The following is a 17,917-nucleotide window of genomic DNA, read 5'->3' on the forward strand; positions in this document are numbered from 1 at the left end:
TTTTGCCCGGCCCGCCGGGACATTGCGTCAGAAAGACGATTACACTGGCGGACGTGCCTCAACTACGCCTCGCACTGAATCAGATCGACTCGACCGTCGGCGACCTCGCCGGCAACTCGGAGGCGATCGTCCACTGGACCCGGCACGCCGCCGAACAGGGCGCCCACCTCGTGGCGTTCCCCGAGATGGCGCTGACCGGATACCCCGTCGAGGACCTGGCCCTGCGGTCGTCCTTCGTCGAAGCCTCACGGCAGGCGCTCCGTGCGCTGGCCGCCCGGCTCGACGCGGAGGGCTTCGGCGAACTGCCGGTCGTCGTCGGCTACCTGGACCGCTCCGAGCACGCCGCGGCGCGCTACGGGCAGCCCGCCGGTTCCCCGCGCAACGCCGCCGCCGTGCTGCACCGCGGCGGGATCGCGCTCAACTTCGCCAAGCACCACCTGCCGAACTACGGGGTGTTCGACGAGTTCCGGTACTTCGTGCCGGGCGACTCGATGCCGGTCGTGCGGGTCCACGGGATCGACGTGGCCCTCGCGATCTGCGAGGACCTGTGGCAGGACGGCGGGCGCGTCCCGGCCGCCCGGGCCGCCGGCGCCGGGCTGCTGCTCTCCGTCAACGCCTCGCCGTACGAGCGGGACAAGGACGACACGCGGCTGGAGCTGGTCCGCAAGCGGGCCCAGGAGGCCGGCTGCACGACCGCCTACCTGGCGATGATCGGCGGCCAGGACGAGCTGGTCTTCGACGGCGACTCGATCGTCGTCGACAAGGAGGGCGAGGTCATCGCCCGCGCCCCGCAGTTCTCCGAGGGCAGCGTGATCCTCGACCTGGAGCTGCCCGCCGCCGCGACCGACGCTCCTTCGGGCGTGGTGGACGACGGGCTGCGGATCGACCGCGTGGTGCTGTCGGACGAACCGGTCGCGGCGTACGAGCCGGAGCTGGCGGGCGGGTACGCGGAGCGGCTGGAGGACGAGGAGGAGATCTACTCCGCGCTCGTGGTCGGACTGCGGGCGTACGCCGCGAAGAACGGTTTCAGCAATGTGCTGATCGGGCTCTCCGGCGGGATCGACTCCGCGATCTGCGCGGCCATCGCGTGCGACGCCCTAGGAGCGCAGAACGTGTACGGCGTCTCCATGCCGTCGAAGTACTCCTCGGACCACTCCAAGGACGACGCGGCCGAGCTGGCGCGGCGTACGGGACTCAACTTCCGCACGGTGCCGATCGCGCCGATGTTCGACGCGTACATGGCGTCGTTGCAGCTCACCGGGTTGGCGGAGGAGAACCTCCAGGCCCGGCTGCGCGGCACGACGCTGATGGCCATCTCCAACCAGGAGGGGCAGATCGTGCTGGCGCCGGGCAACAAGTCCGAGCTGGCGGTCGGCTACTCGACGCTGTACGGGGACGCGGTCGGCGCGTACGGGCCGATCAAGGACGTGTACAAGTCGTCGGTCTTCCGGCTGGCGAAGTGGCGCAACCGGGCGGCCGAGGAGCGGGGGCAGACCCCGCCGATCCCGGAGTCCTCGATCACCAAGCCGCCGAGCGCGGAGCTGCGGCCGGGGCAGGTCGACACGGACTCGCTGCCGGACTACGAGGTGCTCGACGCGATCCTGGAGCTGTACGTGGACCGGGACCAGGGTCTCGACGCCATCGTGGCGGCCGGGTACGACGCGGAGCTGGTGGCGAAGACGTTGCGGATGGTCGATACAGCGGAGTACAAGCGGCGGCAGTACCCGCCGGGGACGAAGATCTCGCCGAAGGGGTTCGGGAAGGACCGGCGGCTGCCGATCACGAATCGGTGGCGCGAGTCGTCGTAGCGGGGTGGCGGTTGCCGGAGGCGTCCGGCGGCCGCCCTTGTCCTCAAGCGCCGGACGGGCTGGGGCCGGGGCGGTGATGCCTCGGGCCGGTCCGGCGTACCGGGTCCGTCCTCAAGCGCCGGACGGGCTGGATCAGGGCCACCCGGCGAGGATGCCGATGACCCGGGGCCCGACCGGCGTACCCGTTCCGTCCTCAAGCGCCGGACGGGCTGGAGGGGTGCGGGGGCAGGCTGCAGCCGGCGGCCCCAGGCACGTGGCACGCGGCCTCGGGCCCAACCCACGCAACGGTTCCGTCCTCAAACGCCGGACCGGCTGGATCAGGGCCACCCGGCCAAGGAAGCCGATGCCCCCGGGCCCGACCGGCGTGACGCTTCCGTCCTCAAGCGCCGGACGGGCTGGAATCGCCGCCGGACCGGCTGGAGCAGTGCGGGGGCAGGTTGCAGCCGGCGGCCCCAGGCAAGTGGCACGCGGCCCCGGGCCCAACCCGCGCAACGGGTTCGTCCTCAAACGCCGGACCGGCTGGATCAGGGCCACCCGGCCGAGAATGCCGATGACCCGGGGCCCGACCCGCGTACCCGTTCCGTCCTCAAACGCCGGACCGGCTGGATGTGGTCTTCCGGTCGGGGTCCCGTGTGGTCGTGGGTCCCCCCGCCACCACGCGGGAGTTCGGGTTCGGGGTGCGGTCCAGGTAGCCGGCCGTCATCGCGATCGCCAGGCCCGCCACCGCCAGCGCCGCGCCCACGAACGCCGGGGACGTCCAGCCCCAGCCGGCCGCGATGGCCACGCCGCCCAGCCAGGCGCCGCCCGCGTTGGCCAGGTTGAAGGCCGAGTGGTTGGAGGCGGAGGCCAGGGTCGGGGCGTCCTTCGCCTTGTTCATGACCAGCATCTGGAGCGGGGTCGTCGTCATGAACCCCACCGCTCCCAGCAGCACCACGATCACCAGCGCCGCCCACGTCACGTGCACGACGAACGGGAAGACCGCCAGGACCACCGCGAGCGCGCCGAGCGATCCGTACAGGGTCGGCCGCAGCGCCCGGTCGGTGAGCGGGCCCGCCGCCAGGGCGCCCAGGGTCATGCCGATGCCGAAGAGGGCCAGGACCGGGGTGACGGAGGACTCGCCGAAGCCCATCGCCTTCGTGGTCATGGTCGAGAGGTACGAGTACACCGCGAAGACCCCGGCGAAGCCGAAGACGGCGGTGAGCAGGCCGAGGACCACCTGGCGGTTGCCGAGGGCGCGCAGTTCGCGGCGGACGTCCTGGTGCGCCTCGACCGGGATGTGGGGCACCAGGCGGGCGAGGGCCGCCATCGCGGCGAGGCCGATCGCCGCGACCACGAGGAAGGTGGCCCGCCAGCCGAGGTGCTGGCCGAGCAGGGTGGCGGCGGGGACGCCGACGATGTTGGCGACGGTCAGGCCGAGGAACATCGTCGCGACGGCCCGCGCCTGGCGGCCCTCGGTGACCAGCCGGGCGGCGACGACCGCGCCGACGCCGAAGAACGCGCCGTGCGGCAGACCGGCGAGCAGCCGCCCCGCGATCAGCCAGCCGAAGTCCGGGGCGAGCGCGGAGGCCAGGTTGCCCACGGTGAAGACGGCCATCAGGAGCAGCAGCATCTTCTTGCGCGGGACGCGCGAGCCGAGGCCGGTGAGCAGGGGCGCCCCGAGGACGACGCCGATCGCGTACGCCGACACGAGGTATCCGGCGGTGGGCACGGACGTGTGCAGGTCGTCCGCCACGTTGGGGAGCAGCCCCATCATGACGAACTCCGTCGTGCCTATGCCGAAGGCGCTCACGGCCAGGGCGAGGAGGGCCAGAGGCATGAGGAGGGGACCTTTCGCGATCACTCGGAACCAGGGGCAGAACGAAGAGCCGCCGCCTCGGAGGGGACGCCGGGCGACGGCTGGGTCTTCGTTATGTATTCGACTGGAACAAATTGTCGCAGACGGTTTATGCCGGGTGGTGAACACCCGGTTGCGCGGGCGCGTACGCGCCCGCCGTCACAGCTCCACGCGCGCCGCGATCGGGAGGTGGTCGCTGTCGGTCGCCGCCAGGGTCCAGGACGCCTTCGGCTCGACGCCCTTGACCATGATCTGGTCGATGCGGGCCATCGGGAACGAGGCGGGCCAGCTGAAGCCGAACCCGTCGCCCGCCGCGCCCTGGGTGGAGCGCATCTGCGCGGTGACCGCGTTGAGCGAGCGGTCGTTCATGGTGCCGTTCAGGTCGCCGAGCAGGACGACGCGCTCCACCCGCTCGTGGGCGATGGCCTCGCCGAGCGCGTCGGCGCTGTCGTCGCGCTGGTTGGCGGTGAAGCCGGCGTGCATCTTCACGCGGACGGACGGCAGGTGGGCGACGTAGACCGCGACCTCCCCCTCGGGGGTCGCGACGGTCGAGCGCATCGCCCGGGTCCAGCCCATCTTGATGTCGACGGGCTTGGTGTCGGCCAGCGGGTACTTGCTCCACAGGCCCACGGTGCCCTGGACCGCGTGGTACGGGTAGCGGTCGGCCAGCGACTTCTCGTACCGGGAGACCTGCCGGCCCGGGAGTTCCTGGAGGGCCACGACGTCCGCGCCGGAGCCGGCGACCTGCTGGGCGGTGCCGTCCGGGTCGGGGTTGTCGGCGTTGACGTTGTGGGTGGCGACGGTGAGGTCGCCGCCCGAGCCGGACTTGTCGGTGATCAGGCCGCCGAACATGTTGAGCCAGACCACGACGGGCAGCAGCAGCGCCACCAGGGCGGTCGCGGAGCGGCGTACCAGGGCCAGGACCAGCAGGACGGGGATGAAGAGCGCGAACCACGGCAGGAACGTCTCGACGAGGCTGCCCAGGTTGCCGACGCGGTTGGGGATCTGCGCGTGGACGCCCATCACCAGGGTCAGGAGCACCGAGCAGAGCGCCAGCAGGATGCCGCGCCGCCAGATGCCCCGGTCGTTCCGCAGCCGTCGCCCCAGGCTCCGGAGGCGGGAATCGCGGGCCCCGGGCTGCTCCTCGCTGCCGTTGTCCGTGTCCGCTCCGTACGCCTGAACCATCGCGCTGTCCTCACTGCCTTGCCCTGTACATCGCCCTTGCCCTGCACATCGCCGCGCTTCCGACCCTAGGCGATGAGGGGTGCCTTTCCCGCCGCCGACCCCGCCCGGGAACCCGGTGTTCCGGTCGGCCCGGCGGGCCTTCGGGAATCCGGCGACGCGTACGGAGAGCCCGTACGGAAGGCACGACGACCGGGACGGGAGCAGGGGTTCCGGCACGGGGCGGGACCGGCGGCGTTGTTACAGAACGATCACAAACGGAGGCTCGCGCGTCGGACGGGGCGGTCAGCGGGCCGGGGCGAGGCCGTTCAGCAGGGCGTCGATGACGCGGTCCACGAGGTCCTCCGGGAGCGGGGCGTCGGGGCGGTGGACGGTGCGGACCAGCATCGGGCCGACGAAGAGGTCGTCCAGCAGGTCCACGTCGAGATCGTCCCGCAGCTCCCCGGCGGCGACCGCGCGCCGCACCGCCTCCAGCATGGCGAGGCGCCGGGGGGCGATCACCCTGCCGTGGTACTCCTCCCACAGCTTCGGGTGGCTCTTCATCTGGGCGAACATGTTGACCAGGAGCACCGAGGAGCGCTGCGCGATGCCCCGGGTGCGCATCGATTCGAGCATCACCCGCAGATCGGCCAGGCCGGCGGTGCCGGAGACGGGCGGCTCGGGGGGCTCCATGTCGCGTACGACGTCGACGAGCAGCTCCTCCTTCCCGCTCCACCGCCGGTAGATGGTGGCCTTGCCGACGCCCGCCGTGCGCGCGATGCGCTCGATGGACAGGCCCGCCAGCGGTTCGCCGGCCTCCAGGTGGGCGATGACGGCGTCGAGGATCGCCCGCTCCGCCGCGGCGGAGCGGGGCCGCCCGCGGCGGGGTTCCGCTTCCGTCCCCCCGGCGGGCGGCTCGCCGCCGCCCCGCGCCCCGCACCGGTCCCGCTCGCCGTCCTGGCCCTGCACCTGAAGCCGCCTCTCGCCGCGTCCGCCGTCGCCCGCGTGGTGTCGTCCGTACGTCGTGACCCGGGTGCCGTCCGTACGCCGGGGCCCGTGCACCGTCCGTACGCTCGTCACCGTCGTCGGTCCGATTCTCGCCGACCCGGGGGGGGCGTGGAGCACCGGACCTCGGCCGCCGGACCGGCGGGCGGTCCCTCAGGGGCTGACCCGGTCCCTCGCCGGCGGGGTCGCGGCGGGGGCCTCGGGCGCCGGGGCCGGGGTGCGGCCGGGCAGGAACAGGGCCACCACCGCGGCGCCGATCAGGGCGACGGCCGCCGAGCCGAGCGCCGTGACGTGCATGGCGCTGATGAAGGCGTCGTTGGCGGCGGCGACCAGCGGCTTTCCGGCCACCGGGCCGAGCTTCTCGGCGACCCCGAGCGTGGCCTCGATGGATTCGCCCGCCACGTCCCGCGCCCCGGCCGGGACCGCGTCGAGGTGGCCCTCGATGTCGCCCCGGTAGACGGTGGAGAGCACCGAGCCGAGGACCGCGATCCCGAGCGCCCCGCCGACCTGGCGGAAGGTGTTGTTGACGGCGGAACCGGAACCGGCCTTCTCCCGGGGCAGCGCCTGCATCACGGCGACGGTGACGGGCGGCATGATGTGCGCCATCCCGGTGCCCTGGACGAAGAAGACGAGGCAGAGCACCCACACCGGCGTACCGGCGTCGAACAGGGCGAAGGACGCCAGGCCGGCGGCGACGAGCAGCATGCCCACCGTGCAGACCGCGCGGGCGCCGAAGCGGTCGACGACCAGCCGGGCCCGGGGCGCGAAGATCATCTGCGCGGCGGCGAGCGGAAGGATCAGCAGGCCGGACTCCAGGGCGGTGTAGCCGCGCACGCTCTGGAGGTAGAAGGCGGAGAAGAACGTCACGCCCATCAGCGCGAAGAAGACCAGCGCGATGGCGGCGACGGCGGCCGAGAACGCGGGCTTGCGGAAGTACGAGATGTCGATGGCCGGGTGGCTGCTGCGCTTCTCGTGCCAGACGAATCCGGCCAGGACCAACAGTCCGCCGACGATGGGGAGGAGGACGGTGGTGTCGGTGAAGTCGGCCAGTTCGCCGCCCCGGATGATCCCGTAGACGAGCAGGACCAGGCCGACGATGGAGAGCGCGACGCCGAGCGGGTCGACCTTGCCGGGCTTCGGGTCGCGGGAGTCGGGGACCAGGACCGCCATGGCGACGAGGGCGATGACCACGACCGGGACGTTCACGAGGAAGATCGAGCCCCACCAGAAGTGCTCCAGCAGCAGTCCGCCGGTGATCGGGCCGATGGCGATGCCGAGCCCGACGCTGCCCGCCCAGATGCCGATGGCCTTGGGCTGCTCGTCACGCTCGAAGACGTTCATCAGGACGGCGAGGGTGGCGGGCATCACGAAGGCGGCGCCGAAGCCCATCAGGGCCCGCCAGGTGATGAGTTCGCCGGGCGAGGCGGAGAAGGCGGCCAGCGCGGAGCCGGCGCCGAAGACGAGCGTGCCGGCGAGGAGGACCTTCTTGCGGCCGATCCGGTCGCCGAGCAGACCCGCCGTGAAGAGCAGTCCGGCGAAGACGAGCGTGTAGGAGTTGATCGCCCACTCCAGCTCGCTCTGGGTGGCGCCGATGCCGGTGGGGGCGGGGCTCGCGATCGTCTTGACGGCGACGTTCAGGATCGAGTTGTCGAGCACCACGATGAGCAGGCTGAACATGAGGACGGTGAGGATCCACCAGCGGCGGCGGTGGATCGCCTCGGGAACACGGGGCGCGGCGGCGGGAGCGCCGGACGGTATGGACATGGGGACGAGCCTAGCCTCATTTCGATACGAGACCGTCTCGTATTGTTAAAGCTTTGCCCAATGGAACCTGTCCGGCCGGCCACGTTCGCTCCGCCCCCGGTGGGGCGCCCGGGGATCGTCCGGGCGGCGTGCGCGGCGCGGCCCCTGCGAGCGGCGTGCGCGGGCCCACTTCCCGAGGGGCGGGGCGGGATGCCACCATGGAAGGGATCCGGGGACGCCGTCAGGGCGCCTCGAGATGACGAAGGAGCCACCGGCCATGTCGCTTCAGGCTGCGCAGAAACAGCACCAGTCCTCCCCCGCGGGCACGACCGCCGACAGCAGCAAGGCGCTGTACGGAGGGAAGTCCACCCGCCGCATCACCGTCCACGACATCGCCGCCGCCACCGAGCGCGGCGAGAAGTGGCCCATGCTCACCGCCTACGACGCGATGACCGCGTCCGTCTTCGACGAGGCCGGCATCCCGGTCATGCTCGTCGGGGACTCGATGGGCAACTGCCACCTGGGCTACGAGACCACCGTGCCGGTCACCATGGACGAGATCGCCATGCTGTCGGCCGCCGTCGTACGGGGCACCAAGCGCGCCCTCATCGTCGGCGACCTGCCCTTCGGCTCGTACCAGGAGGGCTCCGTCCAGGCGCTCCGCAACGCCACCCGGCTGGTCAAGGAGTCGGGCGTCGGCGCGGTGAAGCTGGAGGGCGGCGAGCGGTCCCACGAGCAGATCCGGCTGCTGGTCGAGTCCGGCATCCCGGTCATGGGCCACATCGGCCTGACCCCGCAGTCCGTCAACGCGATGGGCTACCGGGTCCAGGGGCGCGGCGAGGAGGCCGCCCAGCAGTTGCTGCGCGACGCCAAGGCCGTGCAGGACGCGGGCGCGTTCGCCGTCGTCCTGGAGCTGGTCCCCGCCGAGCTGGCCGCCGAGGTCACCCGTACGCTGCACATCCCGACCGTCGGCATCGGCGCCGGGTCCGCGACCGACGCGCAGGTGCTCGTCTACACGGACATGGTGGGGCTGACCGGCGGCAAGGTGCCGCGCTTCACCAAGCAGTACGCGAACATGCGCCAGGTGCTCGGCGACGCGGCGAAGGAGTTCGCCGACGAGGTCGTCGGGGGCACCTTCCCGGCGGCGGAGCACACGTTCCACTGACGCCCGCGCGCTGACCGCAGGGGGTTCCCGACGCGCGGCCACCGCGCGTCCGCCGTCCATTTCCCGCACCACCGACAGCCCGCCGACATCCCCCATCGGCGGGCTGTCGCATGTCCGGGGGCCGTGTCGGCGGAGGGCGGCCGGCTTGTCGGTGACGTGTCGGGCGGCCCGGGCCCGTGTCGGCGGGCTGTCGGTGAGCTGTCGGCGGGCGCTGGTCTGCTGGTGGGCATGGAACGAAACGACAGGAACCCCAGCAACGGCCGGAACGCCGTCGAGGTGCGGGGGCTGGTCAAGCACTACGGCTCGACCAAGGCTCTGGACGGTGTGGACCTCGATGTGCGCGAGGGCACCGTCCTCGGTGTGCTCGGTCCCAACGGCGCCGGCAAGACCACCCTCGTACGCTGCCTCTCCACGCTGATCACCCCCGACGCCGGCCACGCGGTGGTCGCGGGGTACGACGTGGTGAAGCAGCCCCGGCAGCTCCGCCGGACCATCGGCCTCACCGGCCAGTACGCCTCGGTCGACGAGAAGCTCTCCGGCCGGGAGAACCTCTACATGATCGGGCGGCTGCTCGATCTTCCCAGCAAGCAGGCGAAGGCCCGCGCCGACGAGCTGCTGGAGCGGTTCTCGCTCACCGAGGCCGCCAAGCGGGCGTGCATGGAGTACTCCGGCGGGATGCGCCGCCGCCTCGACCTGGCCGCCTCGATGATCGGCAGCCCCGCGGTGCTCTATCTGGACGAGCCGACGACCGGCCTCGACCCCCGGACCCGCAACGAGGTGTGGGACGAGGTGCAGCGGATGGTCGCCGAGGGCGCGACGGTCCTGCTGACCACCCAGTACATGGAGGAGGCCGAGCAGCTCGCCAAGGAGCTGACGGTGATCGACCGGGGCAGGATCATCGCCCGGGGCGGGGTCGACGAGCTGAAGGCGAAGGTCGGCGGGCGCACGCTCCAGATCCGGCCCTCCGACCCGGCGGAGCTGGCCGCGATGGCGCAGGCGATCCGTGAGGCCGGGCTCGACGGCGTCGCCGGCGCGCAGGCCGTCCCCGACGAGGGGCTGCTGTACGTGCCGATCCTCAGCGACGAGCAACTGACCGCCGTCATCGGCCTGCTGGGCGTCCGCGGCTTCTCCCTCGCCCATGTCTCCACCGCCCTGCCCAGCCTCGACGAGGTGTTCCTCGCGATCACCGGCGACAAGGCCGCCCACCACTCCGACCAGGCTCCCCAGGAGGTCGCCGCATGAGCACCACGACCCTGACCCCCGCGCCCGCCGGGTCCGCGGACACCACCCCGGCCCGGCCGGCGGCCGAGGAGGGCCGGATCGGGCTGCGGGCCAACCTCCGGCACATCGGCGCCCTGGCGCGCCGCAATCTGCTCCAGATCAAGAAGGACCCGGAGTCGATGTTCGACGTCCTTCTGATGCCGATCATCTTCACGCTGCTGTTCGTGTACGTCTTCGGCGGCTCGGTCGGCGGCAGCCTCGGCGGGAACCGGCAGGACTACCTGAACTACCTGGTCCCCGGGCTGATGGCGATGATGGGCATGAACATCGCCATGGCCGTGGGCACCGGCGTCAACGACGACTTCCGCAAGGGCGTCATGGACCGGTTCCGGACGATGCCGATCGCCCGGTCCTCGGTGCTCATCGCCAAGATCGTGGTCGAGCTGGGCCGGATGATGGTCGCCATCGTCATCCTGCTCGCGATGGGCTTCGCCCTCGGCATGACCCTGGGCACCTCGCTGCTCGGCCTCCTGGGGGCCGTGGCCCTCTCGGCGGTGTTCGGCGCCGCCATCATGTGGATCTTCATCGTGCTGGGACTGGCCATGAAGACCGCCCAGGCGGTCCAGGGGATGGGGATGCTGGTGCTGATGCCGCTGCAGTTCGGCTCCTCCATCTTCGCCCCGCCGACGACCATGCCGGGCTGGCTCCAGACCTTCACCGACTACAACCCGCTGTCGAATCTCGCGGACGCGGTGCGCGGTCTGATGATGGGCGGTCCGGTGGCGGACTCGGTCTGGGTGACGCTCGCCTGGGCCGCCGCGATCACGCTGGTGATGGCTCCGCTGGCCGTGTCCAAGTTCCGCAAGAAGGCCTGAACGGGCCCCGGGGGGGGCCGCGCGGAGTCCCGGACGGAGGAACCGGGGGTGTCAGGCCGGCGGGTGCGCCCGCCGGTACGCCTCCGCCAGGGCGGTGGCCTCGTCGAGCGTGAGGCCGCCGCCCTCTTCGTACGCCGCCGCGTAGGCCGCTTCGTCGCCGAGCCGGTCCCGGGCGGCCCGCTCGGTGAGCCCCAGGTTGCGGCGCTCCATCACCGTCGGCACGTGCCCCTTCGGCAGGAGCGTCTCCTGGAACCCCAGCAGCCGGACGGCGTCCCGCGCCGCGTCGGCGTCGTCGAACCCGGCGAGCGCCTGGGCGGCGGCCGTCAGATGGGCCGACGGCATCTGCGGGGCGACCATCATCGACAGCGGCTCCCGCGCACTCTCCAGCGCGGTCAGCGCGTTGGCCAGCGCGGAGGCGTGGTCGCCGTCGAGGTTGTCCAGCCAGGCCAGCACGCCGTGCACGAAGCCGCCGAAGATGGCGACGTCGCGGTCCCGGAAGTCCTCCCGGACCCGGTACGCCTGCTGACGGGCCTCGTCGACCCGTCCCTGGAGACCGAGCACGAACCCCAGGAACATCCGCGCGATCGGTGCCGCCTCGTGGCCCGTGTCCCGCCCGTTCTCGGTGACTTCGCGCAGGATCGCCTCGGCCTCCGGGAACCGGTCGAGCTCGATGAGGGATCCGGCGTACCGGGCCCGCAGGAGCGCCGCCTGGCTCTGCGCGCCGATCTTCCGGGCGTACTCCCCGGCCTCCCGGTAGTCCTCCAGGGCGGCCTCGAAGTCACCGGCCCGCTCGTTGGCCTCACCCCGCGCGGAGAGCGCCTCGGCGGCGCCCCAGTCGTCACCGAGCCGGACGAAGATCTCCAGGCTCTCGTCGGCGTCGGCGCGCGCGTCCGCCACCCGCTCGGGGTGGTTGGACCGGATGTTGGCACGCGTGTGGAGCGTGGAGCCCAGCTCCCATTCACTGCCGTGGACCCGCGAGGCCCGGACCGTCTCGTCGAGCACCGTGTGCAGCCGGCCCTCGTCCCCGGTGAGCATGATCGCGAACAGCCACAGCGTCCCGGGGAGACGGCAGGTCTGCGGCATGCCGGGCCGGTAGGTGTCCGCGATGATCCGCATGCGCTCCCTGCCCTCCGGGTTCGCCCAGGCGCTGATCGCGTGGTCCGCGCCGGCCAACTGGAGGAGGGCCACTCCGCGCCGCGCCTCCGCGAGCTGTTCGTCGTCCATGGGCGGCGGCCGGTCGGTGGGCCGCGCCGTGAGCGAGGGGGCCCGGACGCCGGGCGGGGCGAAGGGGTCGGGGCCGAGGGCGGACACGGACGCGCTCCACTGGCCGGCCTCCGAGCGCAGGTCGCGCAGCATCCAGTACCAGGCCGTCGACAACACGATGACCAGCCCCTCGTGCTCGTCCCGGACGGCGACGGCGTGGCGGAGGGCGGCGCGGAGGTTCTCGTACTCGCGCTGGAAGACGGCGATCGACCTCCGCTGTTCGCTCCCCCGCATCTTCGGGCCGGTGGTCCGGGCCAGCTCCCGGTAGTGGACCAGGTGGCGGCGCGCGACGGCCGCCCCTTCGTCCGCTTCCGCCAACCGCTCCGCCGCGTACTCCCCGACCGTCTCCAGCAGCCGGTAGCGCATCTCCCCGTCGTCGCCGGGTGCGGCGACCACGAGGGACTTGTCGACCAGGGAGCCGAGCAGCCCCGCCACGTCGAGGGCGTCCACGACGGCGCCGTCGGCCGGATCGGGCAGGGCGCAGACCTCCTCGGCGGCGGCCAGCGAGCAGCCTCCGGCGAAGACGGAGAGGCGGCGCAGGACGGCGCGTTCGGCGGCGTCCAGCAGGTCCCAGGACCAGTCGACCACGGCGCGCAGGGTCTGCTGGCGGGGCAGCACGGTCCGGCTGCCGCTGCTGAGCAGGCGGAAGCGGTCGTCGAGCCGGTCGGCGATCTGGCGCGGGGTGAGCATCCGCAGCCGGGCGGCGGCGAGTTCGATGGCGAGCGGCAGCCCGTCGAGCCGCCGGCAGATCTCGGCGCAGGCGGCCGCGGTCGCCTCGTCCGCGTCGGTGCGGAAGCCGGGCCGGGCGGCGGCCCCGCGCTCGGCGAGCAGGCGCAAGGCCATCGGGTCGGGCAGCGGGTCGAGGGGGCGGACCGCCTCCCCCGGTACGCCCAGCGGCTCGCGGCTGGTCGCGAGGATCGTCAACCGCGGGCAGCGGGCGAGGAGATGGTCGGCCAAGGCGGCGGCGGCGCCGATGACGTGCTCGCAGTTGTCGAGCAGGAGCAGCATCCGGCGCGGGGCGCAGTGCTCGGTGAGCCGTACGAGGGGGACGGTGGCGGTGCGGTCGGCGGCGCGCAACTCCTCGGCCCCGGCGCCGCGCAGTACGGTCTCGCGGGCGCCGAGCGCGGTCAGGACGGCCTCGGGCACGGTGTCCGGGTCGTCGACGGGGGCCAGTTCGGCCAGCCAGACGCCGTCGGGCCAGGTATCGGCGGCGGCCCCCGCGGCCTCCTGCGACAGCCGGGTCTTGCCCGCGCCGCCGGGGCCGAGCAGGGTGACCAGGCGGGAGCGGCCGAGGTCCTCGCGGAGGGCGGCGATGTCGGTGTCGCGGCCGACGAAGCTGGTGAGCCGGGCGCGGAGGTTCCCGGGCGCGGGCGGGGCGGAAGCGGGCCGCGGGTGCGGAGGCTCCGGGTGGCGCGACGGCGGCCGGTGCGAGGGCGCGGCGTCGTGGGCGGACGGCGGGCCGTCGGAGGTCGGCCGCTGGTGGAGCAGTTCGGTGTGCAGGGCGCGCAGGGCCGGGCCGGGCGCGGTGCCGAGCCGGTCGTCCAGCAGGGTGCGCACCTCCTCGTACGCGGCCAGCGCCTCGGCCGGGCGTCCGGCGGCACGCAGGGCGCGGACGCGCAGCGCCTGGAACGGTTCGTCGAGTGGATGGGCGTCGCAGAGGGCGGCCAGTTCCGGCAGCGCCTCCTCCGGTCTGCCGAGCGCGAGGAGGGCCCCGAGCGCGGCCCGCCGCGCGTCGAGCCTGCGGGCCTCCCAGCGGGACGCGGTCGCCGCGCGGTCGGGCAGATCGGCGAGGGCGGGCCCCTGCCACAGGGCGAGCGCCTCCTCCAGGGCCGCGAGCGCCCGGTCCGCCGCGCCGTCCTCCAGGGCCCGGCTCCCCTCCCCGGCCAGCCGCTCGAACCGGTACAGGTCCACGGCGTCCGGCGCGGCGGCGAGCCGGTAGCCGCCCTCGGCCGACTCGACGGCGCCGTGGCCCAGGGCGCGCCTCAGCCGTCCGACGAGCGCCTGGAGCGCGCCGACGGCGTCGGCGGGCGGTTCGCCGTCCCACACCTCGTCGACCAGCACCCCTGCCGGAACGGTTCGTCCGGGGCGCAGGGCGAGGACGGTGAGCAGGGCGCGCAGCCGCGCCCCGCCGAGGGCGACGGCCGTGCCGTCGTCGCGGAGGGCCCGGGTGGTGCCGAGGACGCAGTAGTGCACGGGCCCATTGTCCGTGACGGCGGGCGGGTCGTCGTCGGCCGAGGGGAACTCCACAAGCGGTCGTCCGCGTTCCGGCCGGGTCGCGCACCGCTGTGTCCCGTCGCGGGCCGGGCCGTACGATCACCCGGGCCCGCGCCCGCCCCCGTAGCATTCCCCGTGCCCGCGCCGACCCGTCCCCGTCCGCCGTACCCGTACCTCAGGAGTCGAACGCCGATGACCCCCGCAGCCACCCGGAGCGACCGCAGGATCAGCCCGGTCTTCCTCGGCATCGCCGCCGTCACCGCGGTCGCGGGCTGGGCGGTGTGGACCGGCTTCGCGGACTCCACCGGCTTCGCGGTCTTCCTGTTCGTCACCGGGGCGTGGATCGTCTCGCTCTGCCTGCACGAGTACGCGCACGCCCGGACCGCGCTGCACGGCGGGGACCTCTCGGTGGGGGCGAAGGGCTATCTGACGCTCAACCCGCTGAAGTACACCCACGCACTGCTCAGCATCGTGCTGCCGGTGCTCTTCGTGATCATGGGCGGGATCGGGCTGCCCGGCGGCGCGGTGTACATCGAGCGGGGCCGTATCCACGGCCGGTGGAAGCACAGCCTGATCTCGGCGGCGGGTCCGCTGACCAACGTGGCGTTCGCGGTGGTGTGCACGGCCCCGTTCTGGCTGGGCGCGCTCGACGGGGTGCCGCGCGCGTTCCAGTACGCGCTGGCGTTCCTGGCGATGCTCCAGGTGACGGCGGCGATCCTGAACTTCCTGCCGATCCCGGGGCTCGACGGGTACGGGGTGATCGAGCCCTGGCTCTCGTACCGGATCCGCCGGCAGGTCGAGCCGATCGCCCCGTTCGGGCTGATCGCGGTGTTCGCGCTGCTGTGGGTCCCCGAGGTGAACGTCGTGTTCTTCGACGCGGTCCACGCGCTGCTGCGGGGGCTGGGTGTGGAGGAGTTCCAGCGGTACTGCGGCTACGACCTGTACCGCTTCTGGCGGAGCTGGTTCGGCGAGGAGGACCCGGGCTGCGCGGTGGACTGACCGCCGCCCGCACGGCCCGGGGCCCGGCCCCGCCGTGCTCAGAGGGCCGGGGCTGCGGGGCGCTGACGGGGTGTCTCCCGGGCGGCCCGGGAGGCGCGCAGGGCGGCGGCGAGGATCGCCACGACGACGCCCCCGAAGGCCCACGCGCCGAGGATCCACAGCGCGCCGGTGGTGGCGTTGCCGTCGAAGTAGACGGTGTTGCGCACCACGGTCGTCCCGGCGCCCGGTGGGAGGGCCTGGCCGATGGCGCTCCAGAACGGGGGCAGCAGCGAGGCCGGGTACACCCCGCCGGAGCTGGGGTTGCCCAGGATCGTGAAGATCAGGATGGTGAGCCCGAGGCCGACCGTGCCCGCGACGGACTGCAGCGCGACGCCCACCGCTCCGGAGGCGAACACCACCAGGGTGCCGATGCCGACCAGCTCCCAGAACGCGCCCGGCAGGCAGTCCAGCACCGGCCCCACGATGATCGCGCCGCCGATGCCCGAGACGAAGCCGTACGGCAGCATCGCCGCGAGGCGCACCAGGGTGCGGCGCAGGGTGGGCTTCTTGGAGCCGGCCGCCATGTTCAGCGCCGAGGCGGCGAGGTAGCCGCCGATGGTCCAGCTGAGCACGATGTAGAAGGACGACAGCCCCCGCGAGTCGCCGGCCGCGGGCGGGCGGATGTCCCGGACGACGATGGTGCGGTCCTGGGCGCGGGCGACCTCCTGGAGGATCTCGACGGCCGCGGTGGTGGCCGACGGCCCTCCGGCGGAGGCGACGATCAGGGTGTCGGCGCGGCTCGCCGGGTCCACGACGAGCGCGGCGTCGGTACGCCGGTCCAGCAGGCGGGCGCGGGCCTCGGCGCGGCTCTCGACGGGGGTGACCTGGAGCGGGTCGCCGGGCAGCGCGTCCAGCCGGGCCACCAGCTCGCGCTCCACGGCGGACGGGGCGACCAGGGTGATCGGGACCTTGTGCGGCTCGGGGGCGTGGAAGGCGCCCATGTAGGAGAGCGCGAAGCCCAGTTGCAGCAGGAGCACCCCGAGCATGACCAGGGCGGAGCGGGTGGAGACGGCGTCGCGCACCTGCCCCAGGAAGCCCCGGGTGCCGTCCCCGCCCCGTGCGGTCGCCCCCGTACCGGTAGGCCCGGTCGCCCCCTCGCCGGTCGCCCCCGGGCTGTCGTCCCTCGCCTCTGCCACGCGGTCCTCCCTCGTCCCTCCCCGCCACGGCAGGGGCGGGGCCGTCACATGCTCGGCCCCGGGCGGCGGGCGCGGTCACGGGCACGCCCGTGAGGGAGAGGGGCTCGACCCGATCGGCCGAACCGGTCGGGCGATCCGGGCGATCGGGGCGGGGTGCGGCGAGGAGGGGAGACCGGGTCTCAGGCCGCGTCGGGGGTGGTGGCGGAGGCGGCCAGCCGATGCCGGCGGACGTAGAACCAGGTCATGTTCGACGAGAGCCCCGCGATGAGCACCCAGACGATCCCGAGCAGGCTGCCCCGGGCGAAGGAGACCACGGCCGCCACGACGGCGAGGACGCAGACGACGAGGGCGTAGAGGGCGATGCGGGGCATGGGGGTCGACTCCTGTCGGAACGGGTCGCGCTCCCTGACGGGAACGGTCGCGGTCCCGTCCAGTGTCCCCCATGCCCCGATGTGCCCGGCCCCGGGGAGTGCCGGGACGGCCCCGCGCGATGCCCCGGGCAGTGGCGGGACCGCCCCGCACCCGGGCGGGCGTCCGGGCGCGGGGCGGTCCCGGGGCCCGTCGGTGGGCGGTGCGCCGGTGCGGGCGGTGCTCAGACGTCGGTGGCGCGCAGGCCGGCGTGGGCCTTGTACCGGCGGTTGACCGAGATCAGGTTGGCGACCAGCGACTCGACCTGGTGCGCGTTGCGGAGGCGGCCCGCGAAGATGCCGCGCATGCCGGGGATGCGGCTCGCCAGCGCCTGCACGATGTCCGTGTCGGCGCGCGCCTCGCCCAGGACCAGCACGTCGGTGTCGATCTCCTCGATGGACGCGTCCTGGAGCAGCACGGCCGAGAGGTGGTGGAAGGCGGCGGTGACCCGGGAGTCCGGGAGCAGGGCGGCGGCCTGCTCGGCGGCGCTGCCCTCCTCGGGCTTGAGGGCGTAGGCGCCCTTCTTGTCGAAGCCGAGCGGGTTGACGCAGTCGATGACGAGCTTGCCCGCCAGCTCCTCGCGCAGGGCCGTGAGCGTCGCCGCGTGGCCGTCCCACGGCACGGCGACGATCACGATGTCGCTGCGCCGGGCGCACTCCGCGTTGTCCGCCCCCTCGACGCCGTGGCCCAGCTCCTGCGCCGCCTGCCCGGCGCGCGCCGCGTCGCGGGAGCCGAGGGTGACCTTCTGTCCGGCGCGGGCGAGCCGGTAGGCGAGGCCGCGCCCCTGCGGCCCGGTCCCGCCGAGCACGCCGACGCTCAGGCCGGAGACGTCGGGCAGGTCCCAGGGGTCCTTGGCGGGGGGCTTGGGCGCGTTGCCGCTGTCCTGTGTAGTCATGGCCCGACCCTACTGCCAGGTAGCGCCCGGGATACCGGCCCGTTCCGCCGGAGCGGCACGCGGTGCGCGTGCCCGGCCGTGACGCGGTGCGGCGGGGCGCTCCGGCCGGGACGCCCGCTCGGGCGGAATACCTGTTTGCCTGGGGCGCCCG

Annotated in this window: 13 protein-coding genes; 5 read left to right on the forward strand and 8 right to left on the reverse strand. The window is 73.6% G+C overall.

Annotated features, from left to right (window positions below; all coding sequences use genetic code 11):
- The first annotated feature begins 53 nt into the window (after positions 1–53).
- Positions 54–1,808: an NAD+ synthase gene (locus IF19_RS0110280; protein ID WP_030276424.1), complete on the forward strand. Its 1,755-nt coding sequence runs from the start codon at positions 54–56 to the stop codon at positions 1,806–1,808.
- A gap of 586 nt (positions 1,809–2,394) precedes the next feature.
- Here IF19_RS0110280 and IF19_RS0110285 read toward each other — a convergent pair.
- The 4 genes from IF19_RS0110285 to IF19_RS0110300 form a co-directional block, all read right to left on the reverse strand.
- Entirely contained in the window at positions 2,395–3,624 is a 1,230-nt protein-coding gene (locus IF19_RS0110285) for an MFS transporter (protein WP_030117963.1), read from the reverse strand.
- Between the two features lie 177 nt (positions 3,625–3,801).
- Positions 3,802–4,827, reverse strand: coding sequence for an endonuclease/exonuclease/phosphatase family protein (locus IF19_RS0110290; protein ID WP_030117962.1), 1,026 nt, complete (start codon positions 4,825–4,827; stop codon positions 3,802–3,804).
- Positions 4,828–5,109: 282 nt separating this feature from the next.
- The gene (locus IF19_RS0110295) at positions 5,110–5,772 is read right to left on the reverse strand and encodes a TetR/AcrR family transcriptional regulator (protein WP_030117961.1); all 663 of its coding nucleotides are present in this window, start codon (positions 5,770–5,772) and stop codon (positions 5,110–5,112) included.
- A 189-nt stretch (positions 5,773–5,961) separates the two neighbouring features.
- Positions 5,962–7,572 carry a DHA2 family efflux MFS transporter permease subunit gene (locus tag IF19_RS0110300; RefSeq protein ID WP_030117960.1) on the reverse strand — a complete coding sequence of 537 codons (1,611 nt, stop codon included), beginning with the start codon at positions 7,570–7,572 and terminating at the stop codon, positions 5,962–5,964.
- A 256-nt stretch (positions 7,573–7,828) separates the two neighbouring features.
- Here IF19_RS0110300 and panB point away from each other — a divergent pair, with 256 nt between their 5' ends.
- From panB to IF19_RS0110315, 3 genes are all read left to right on the forward strand, one after another.
- Positions 7,829–8,716 (forward strand): 3-methyl-2-oxobutanoate hydroxymethyltransferase, encoded by an 888-nt coding sequence (gene panB / locus IF19_RS0110305; protein WP_030117959.1) that lies wholly within the window; start codon positions 7,829–7,831, stop codon positions 8,714–8,716.
- A 228-nt stretch (positions 8,717–8,944) separates the two neighbouring features.
- Positions 8,945–9,958 carry an ATP-binding cassette domain-containing protein gene (locus tag IF19_RS0110310; RefSeq protein WP_030117958.1) on the forward strand — a complete coding sequence of 338 codons (1,014 nt, stop codon included), beginning with the start codon at positions 8,945–8,947 and terminating at the stop codon, positions 9,956–9,958.
- On the forward strand, positions 9,955–10,812 hold the full coding sequence (locus IF19_RS0110315) for an ABC transporter permease (RefSeq protein ID WP_030117957.1): 858 nt from the start codon (positions 9,955–9,957) through the stop codon (positions 10,810–10,812). The genes IF19_RS0110310 and IF19_RS0110315 overlap by 4 nt, the downstream gene beginning before the upstream one ends.
- A 51-nt stretch (positions 10,813–10,863) precedes the next feature.
- Here the strand turns inward: IF19_RS0110315 and IF19_RS0110320 are convergent, their stop codons facing one another.
- Positions 10,864–14,268, reverse strand: a complete 3,405-nt coding sequence (locus IF19_RS0110320; protein WP_030276426.1) for an AfsR/SARP family transcriptional regulator — start codon at positions 14,266–14,268, stop codon at positions 10,864–10,866.
- A gap of 213 nt (positions 14,269–14,481) precedes the next feature.
- On the opposite strand from IF19_RS0110320, the gene IF19_RS0110325 reads away from it, so the two are divergent.
- Positions 14,482–15,288 (forward strand): site-2 protease family protein, encoded by an 807-nt coding sequence (locus tag IF19_RS0110325; RefSeq protein WP_030117953.1) that lies wholly within the window; start codon positions 14,482–14,484, stop codon positions 15,286–15,288.
- 38 nt (positions 15,289–15,326) lie between these two features.
- On the opposite strand, the gene IF19_RS0110330 is transcribed toward IF19_RS0110325, so the two are convergent.
- From IF19_RS0110330 to npdG, 3 genes are all read right to left on the reverse strand, one after another.
- Entirely contained in the window at positions 15,327–16,463 is a 1,137-nt protein-coding gene (locus IF19_RS0110330) for an ABC transporter permease (RefSeq protein WP_394297158.1), read from the reverse strand.
- Between the two features lie 179 nt (positions 16,464–16,642).
- Positions 16,643–16,834 (reverse strand): hypothetical protein, encoded by a 192-nt coding sequence (locus IF19_RS0110335; RefSeq protein ID WP_030191442.1) that lies wholly within the window; start codon positions 16,832–16,834, stop codon positions 16,643–16,645.
- Between the two features lie 221 nt (positions 16,835–17,055).
- Positions 17,056–17,766 (reverse strand): NADPH-dependent F420 reductase, encoded by a 711-nt coding sequence (npdG, locus tag IF19_RS0110340; protein WP_030117950.1) that lies wholly within the window; start codon positions 17,764–17,766, stop codon positions 17,056–17,058.
- Between the last annotated feature and the right edge of the window lie 151 nt (positions 17,767–17,917).

The organism is Streptomyces californicus, assembly GCF_000717645.1.
Taxonomy (GTDB): Bacteria; Actinomycetota; Actinomycetes; order Streptomycetales; family Streptomycetaceae; genus Streptomyces; species Streptomyces californicus.

Excerpts from the sequence above, each read along its gene's own strand:
- panB (WP_030117959.1), top strand. The coding sequence starts at position 7,829 with ATGTCGCTTCAGGCTGCGCAGAAACAGCACCAGTCCTCCCCCGCGGGC.
- npdG (WP_030117950.1), bottom strand. The coding sequence starts at position 17,766 with ATGACTACACAGGACAGCGGCAACGCGCCCAAGCCCCCCGCCAAGGAC.
- IF19_RS0110310 (WP_030117958.1), top strand. The coding sequence starts at position 8,945 with ATGGAACGAAACGACAGGAACCCCAGCAACGGCCGGAACGCCGTCGAG.
- IF19_RS0110285 (WP_030117963.1), bottom strand. The coding sequence starts at position 3,624 with ATGCCTCTGGCCCTCCTCGCCCTGGCCGTGAGCGCCTTCGGCATAGGC.
- IF19_RS0110290 (WP_030117962.1), bottom strand. The coding sequence starts at position 4,827 with ATGGTTCAGGCGTACGGAGCGGACACGGACAACGGCAGCGAGGAGCAG.
- IF19_RS0110315 (WP_030117957.1), top strand. The coding sequence starts at position 9,955 with ATGAGCACCACGACCCTGACCCCCGCGCCCGCCGGGTCCGCGGACACC.
- IF19_RS0110325 (WP_030117953.1), top strand. The coding sequence starts at position 14,482 with ATGACCCCCGCAGCCACCCGGAGCGACCGCAGGATCAGCCCGGTCTTC.
- IF19_RS0110300 (WP_030117960.1), bottom strand. The coding sequence starts at position 7,572 with ATGTCCATACCGTCCGGCGCTCCCGCCGCCGCGCCCCGTGTTCCCGAG.
- IF19_RS0110335 (WP_030191442.1), bottom strand. The coding sequence starts at position 16,834 with ATGCCCCGCATCGCCCTCTACGCCCTCGTCGTCTGCGTCCTCGCCGTC.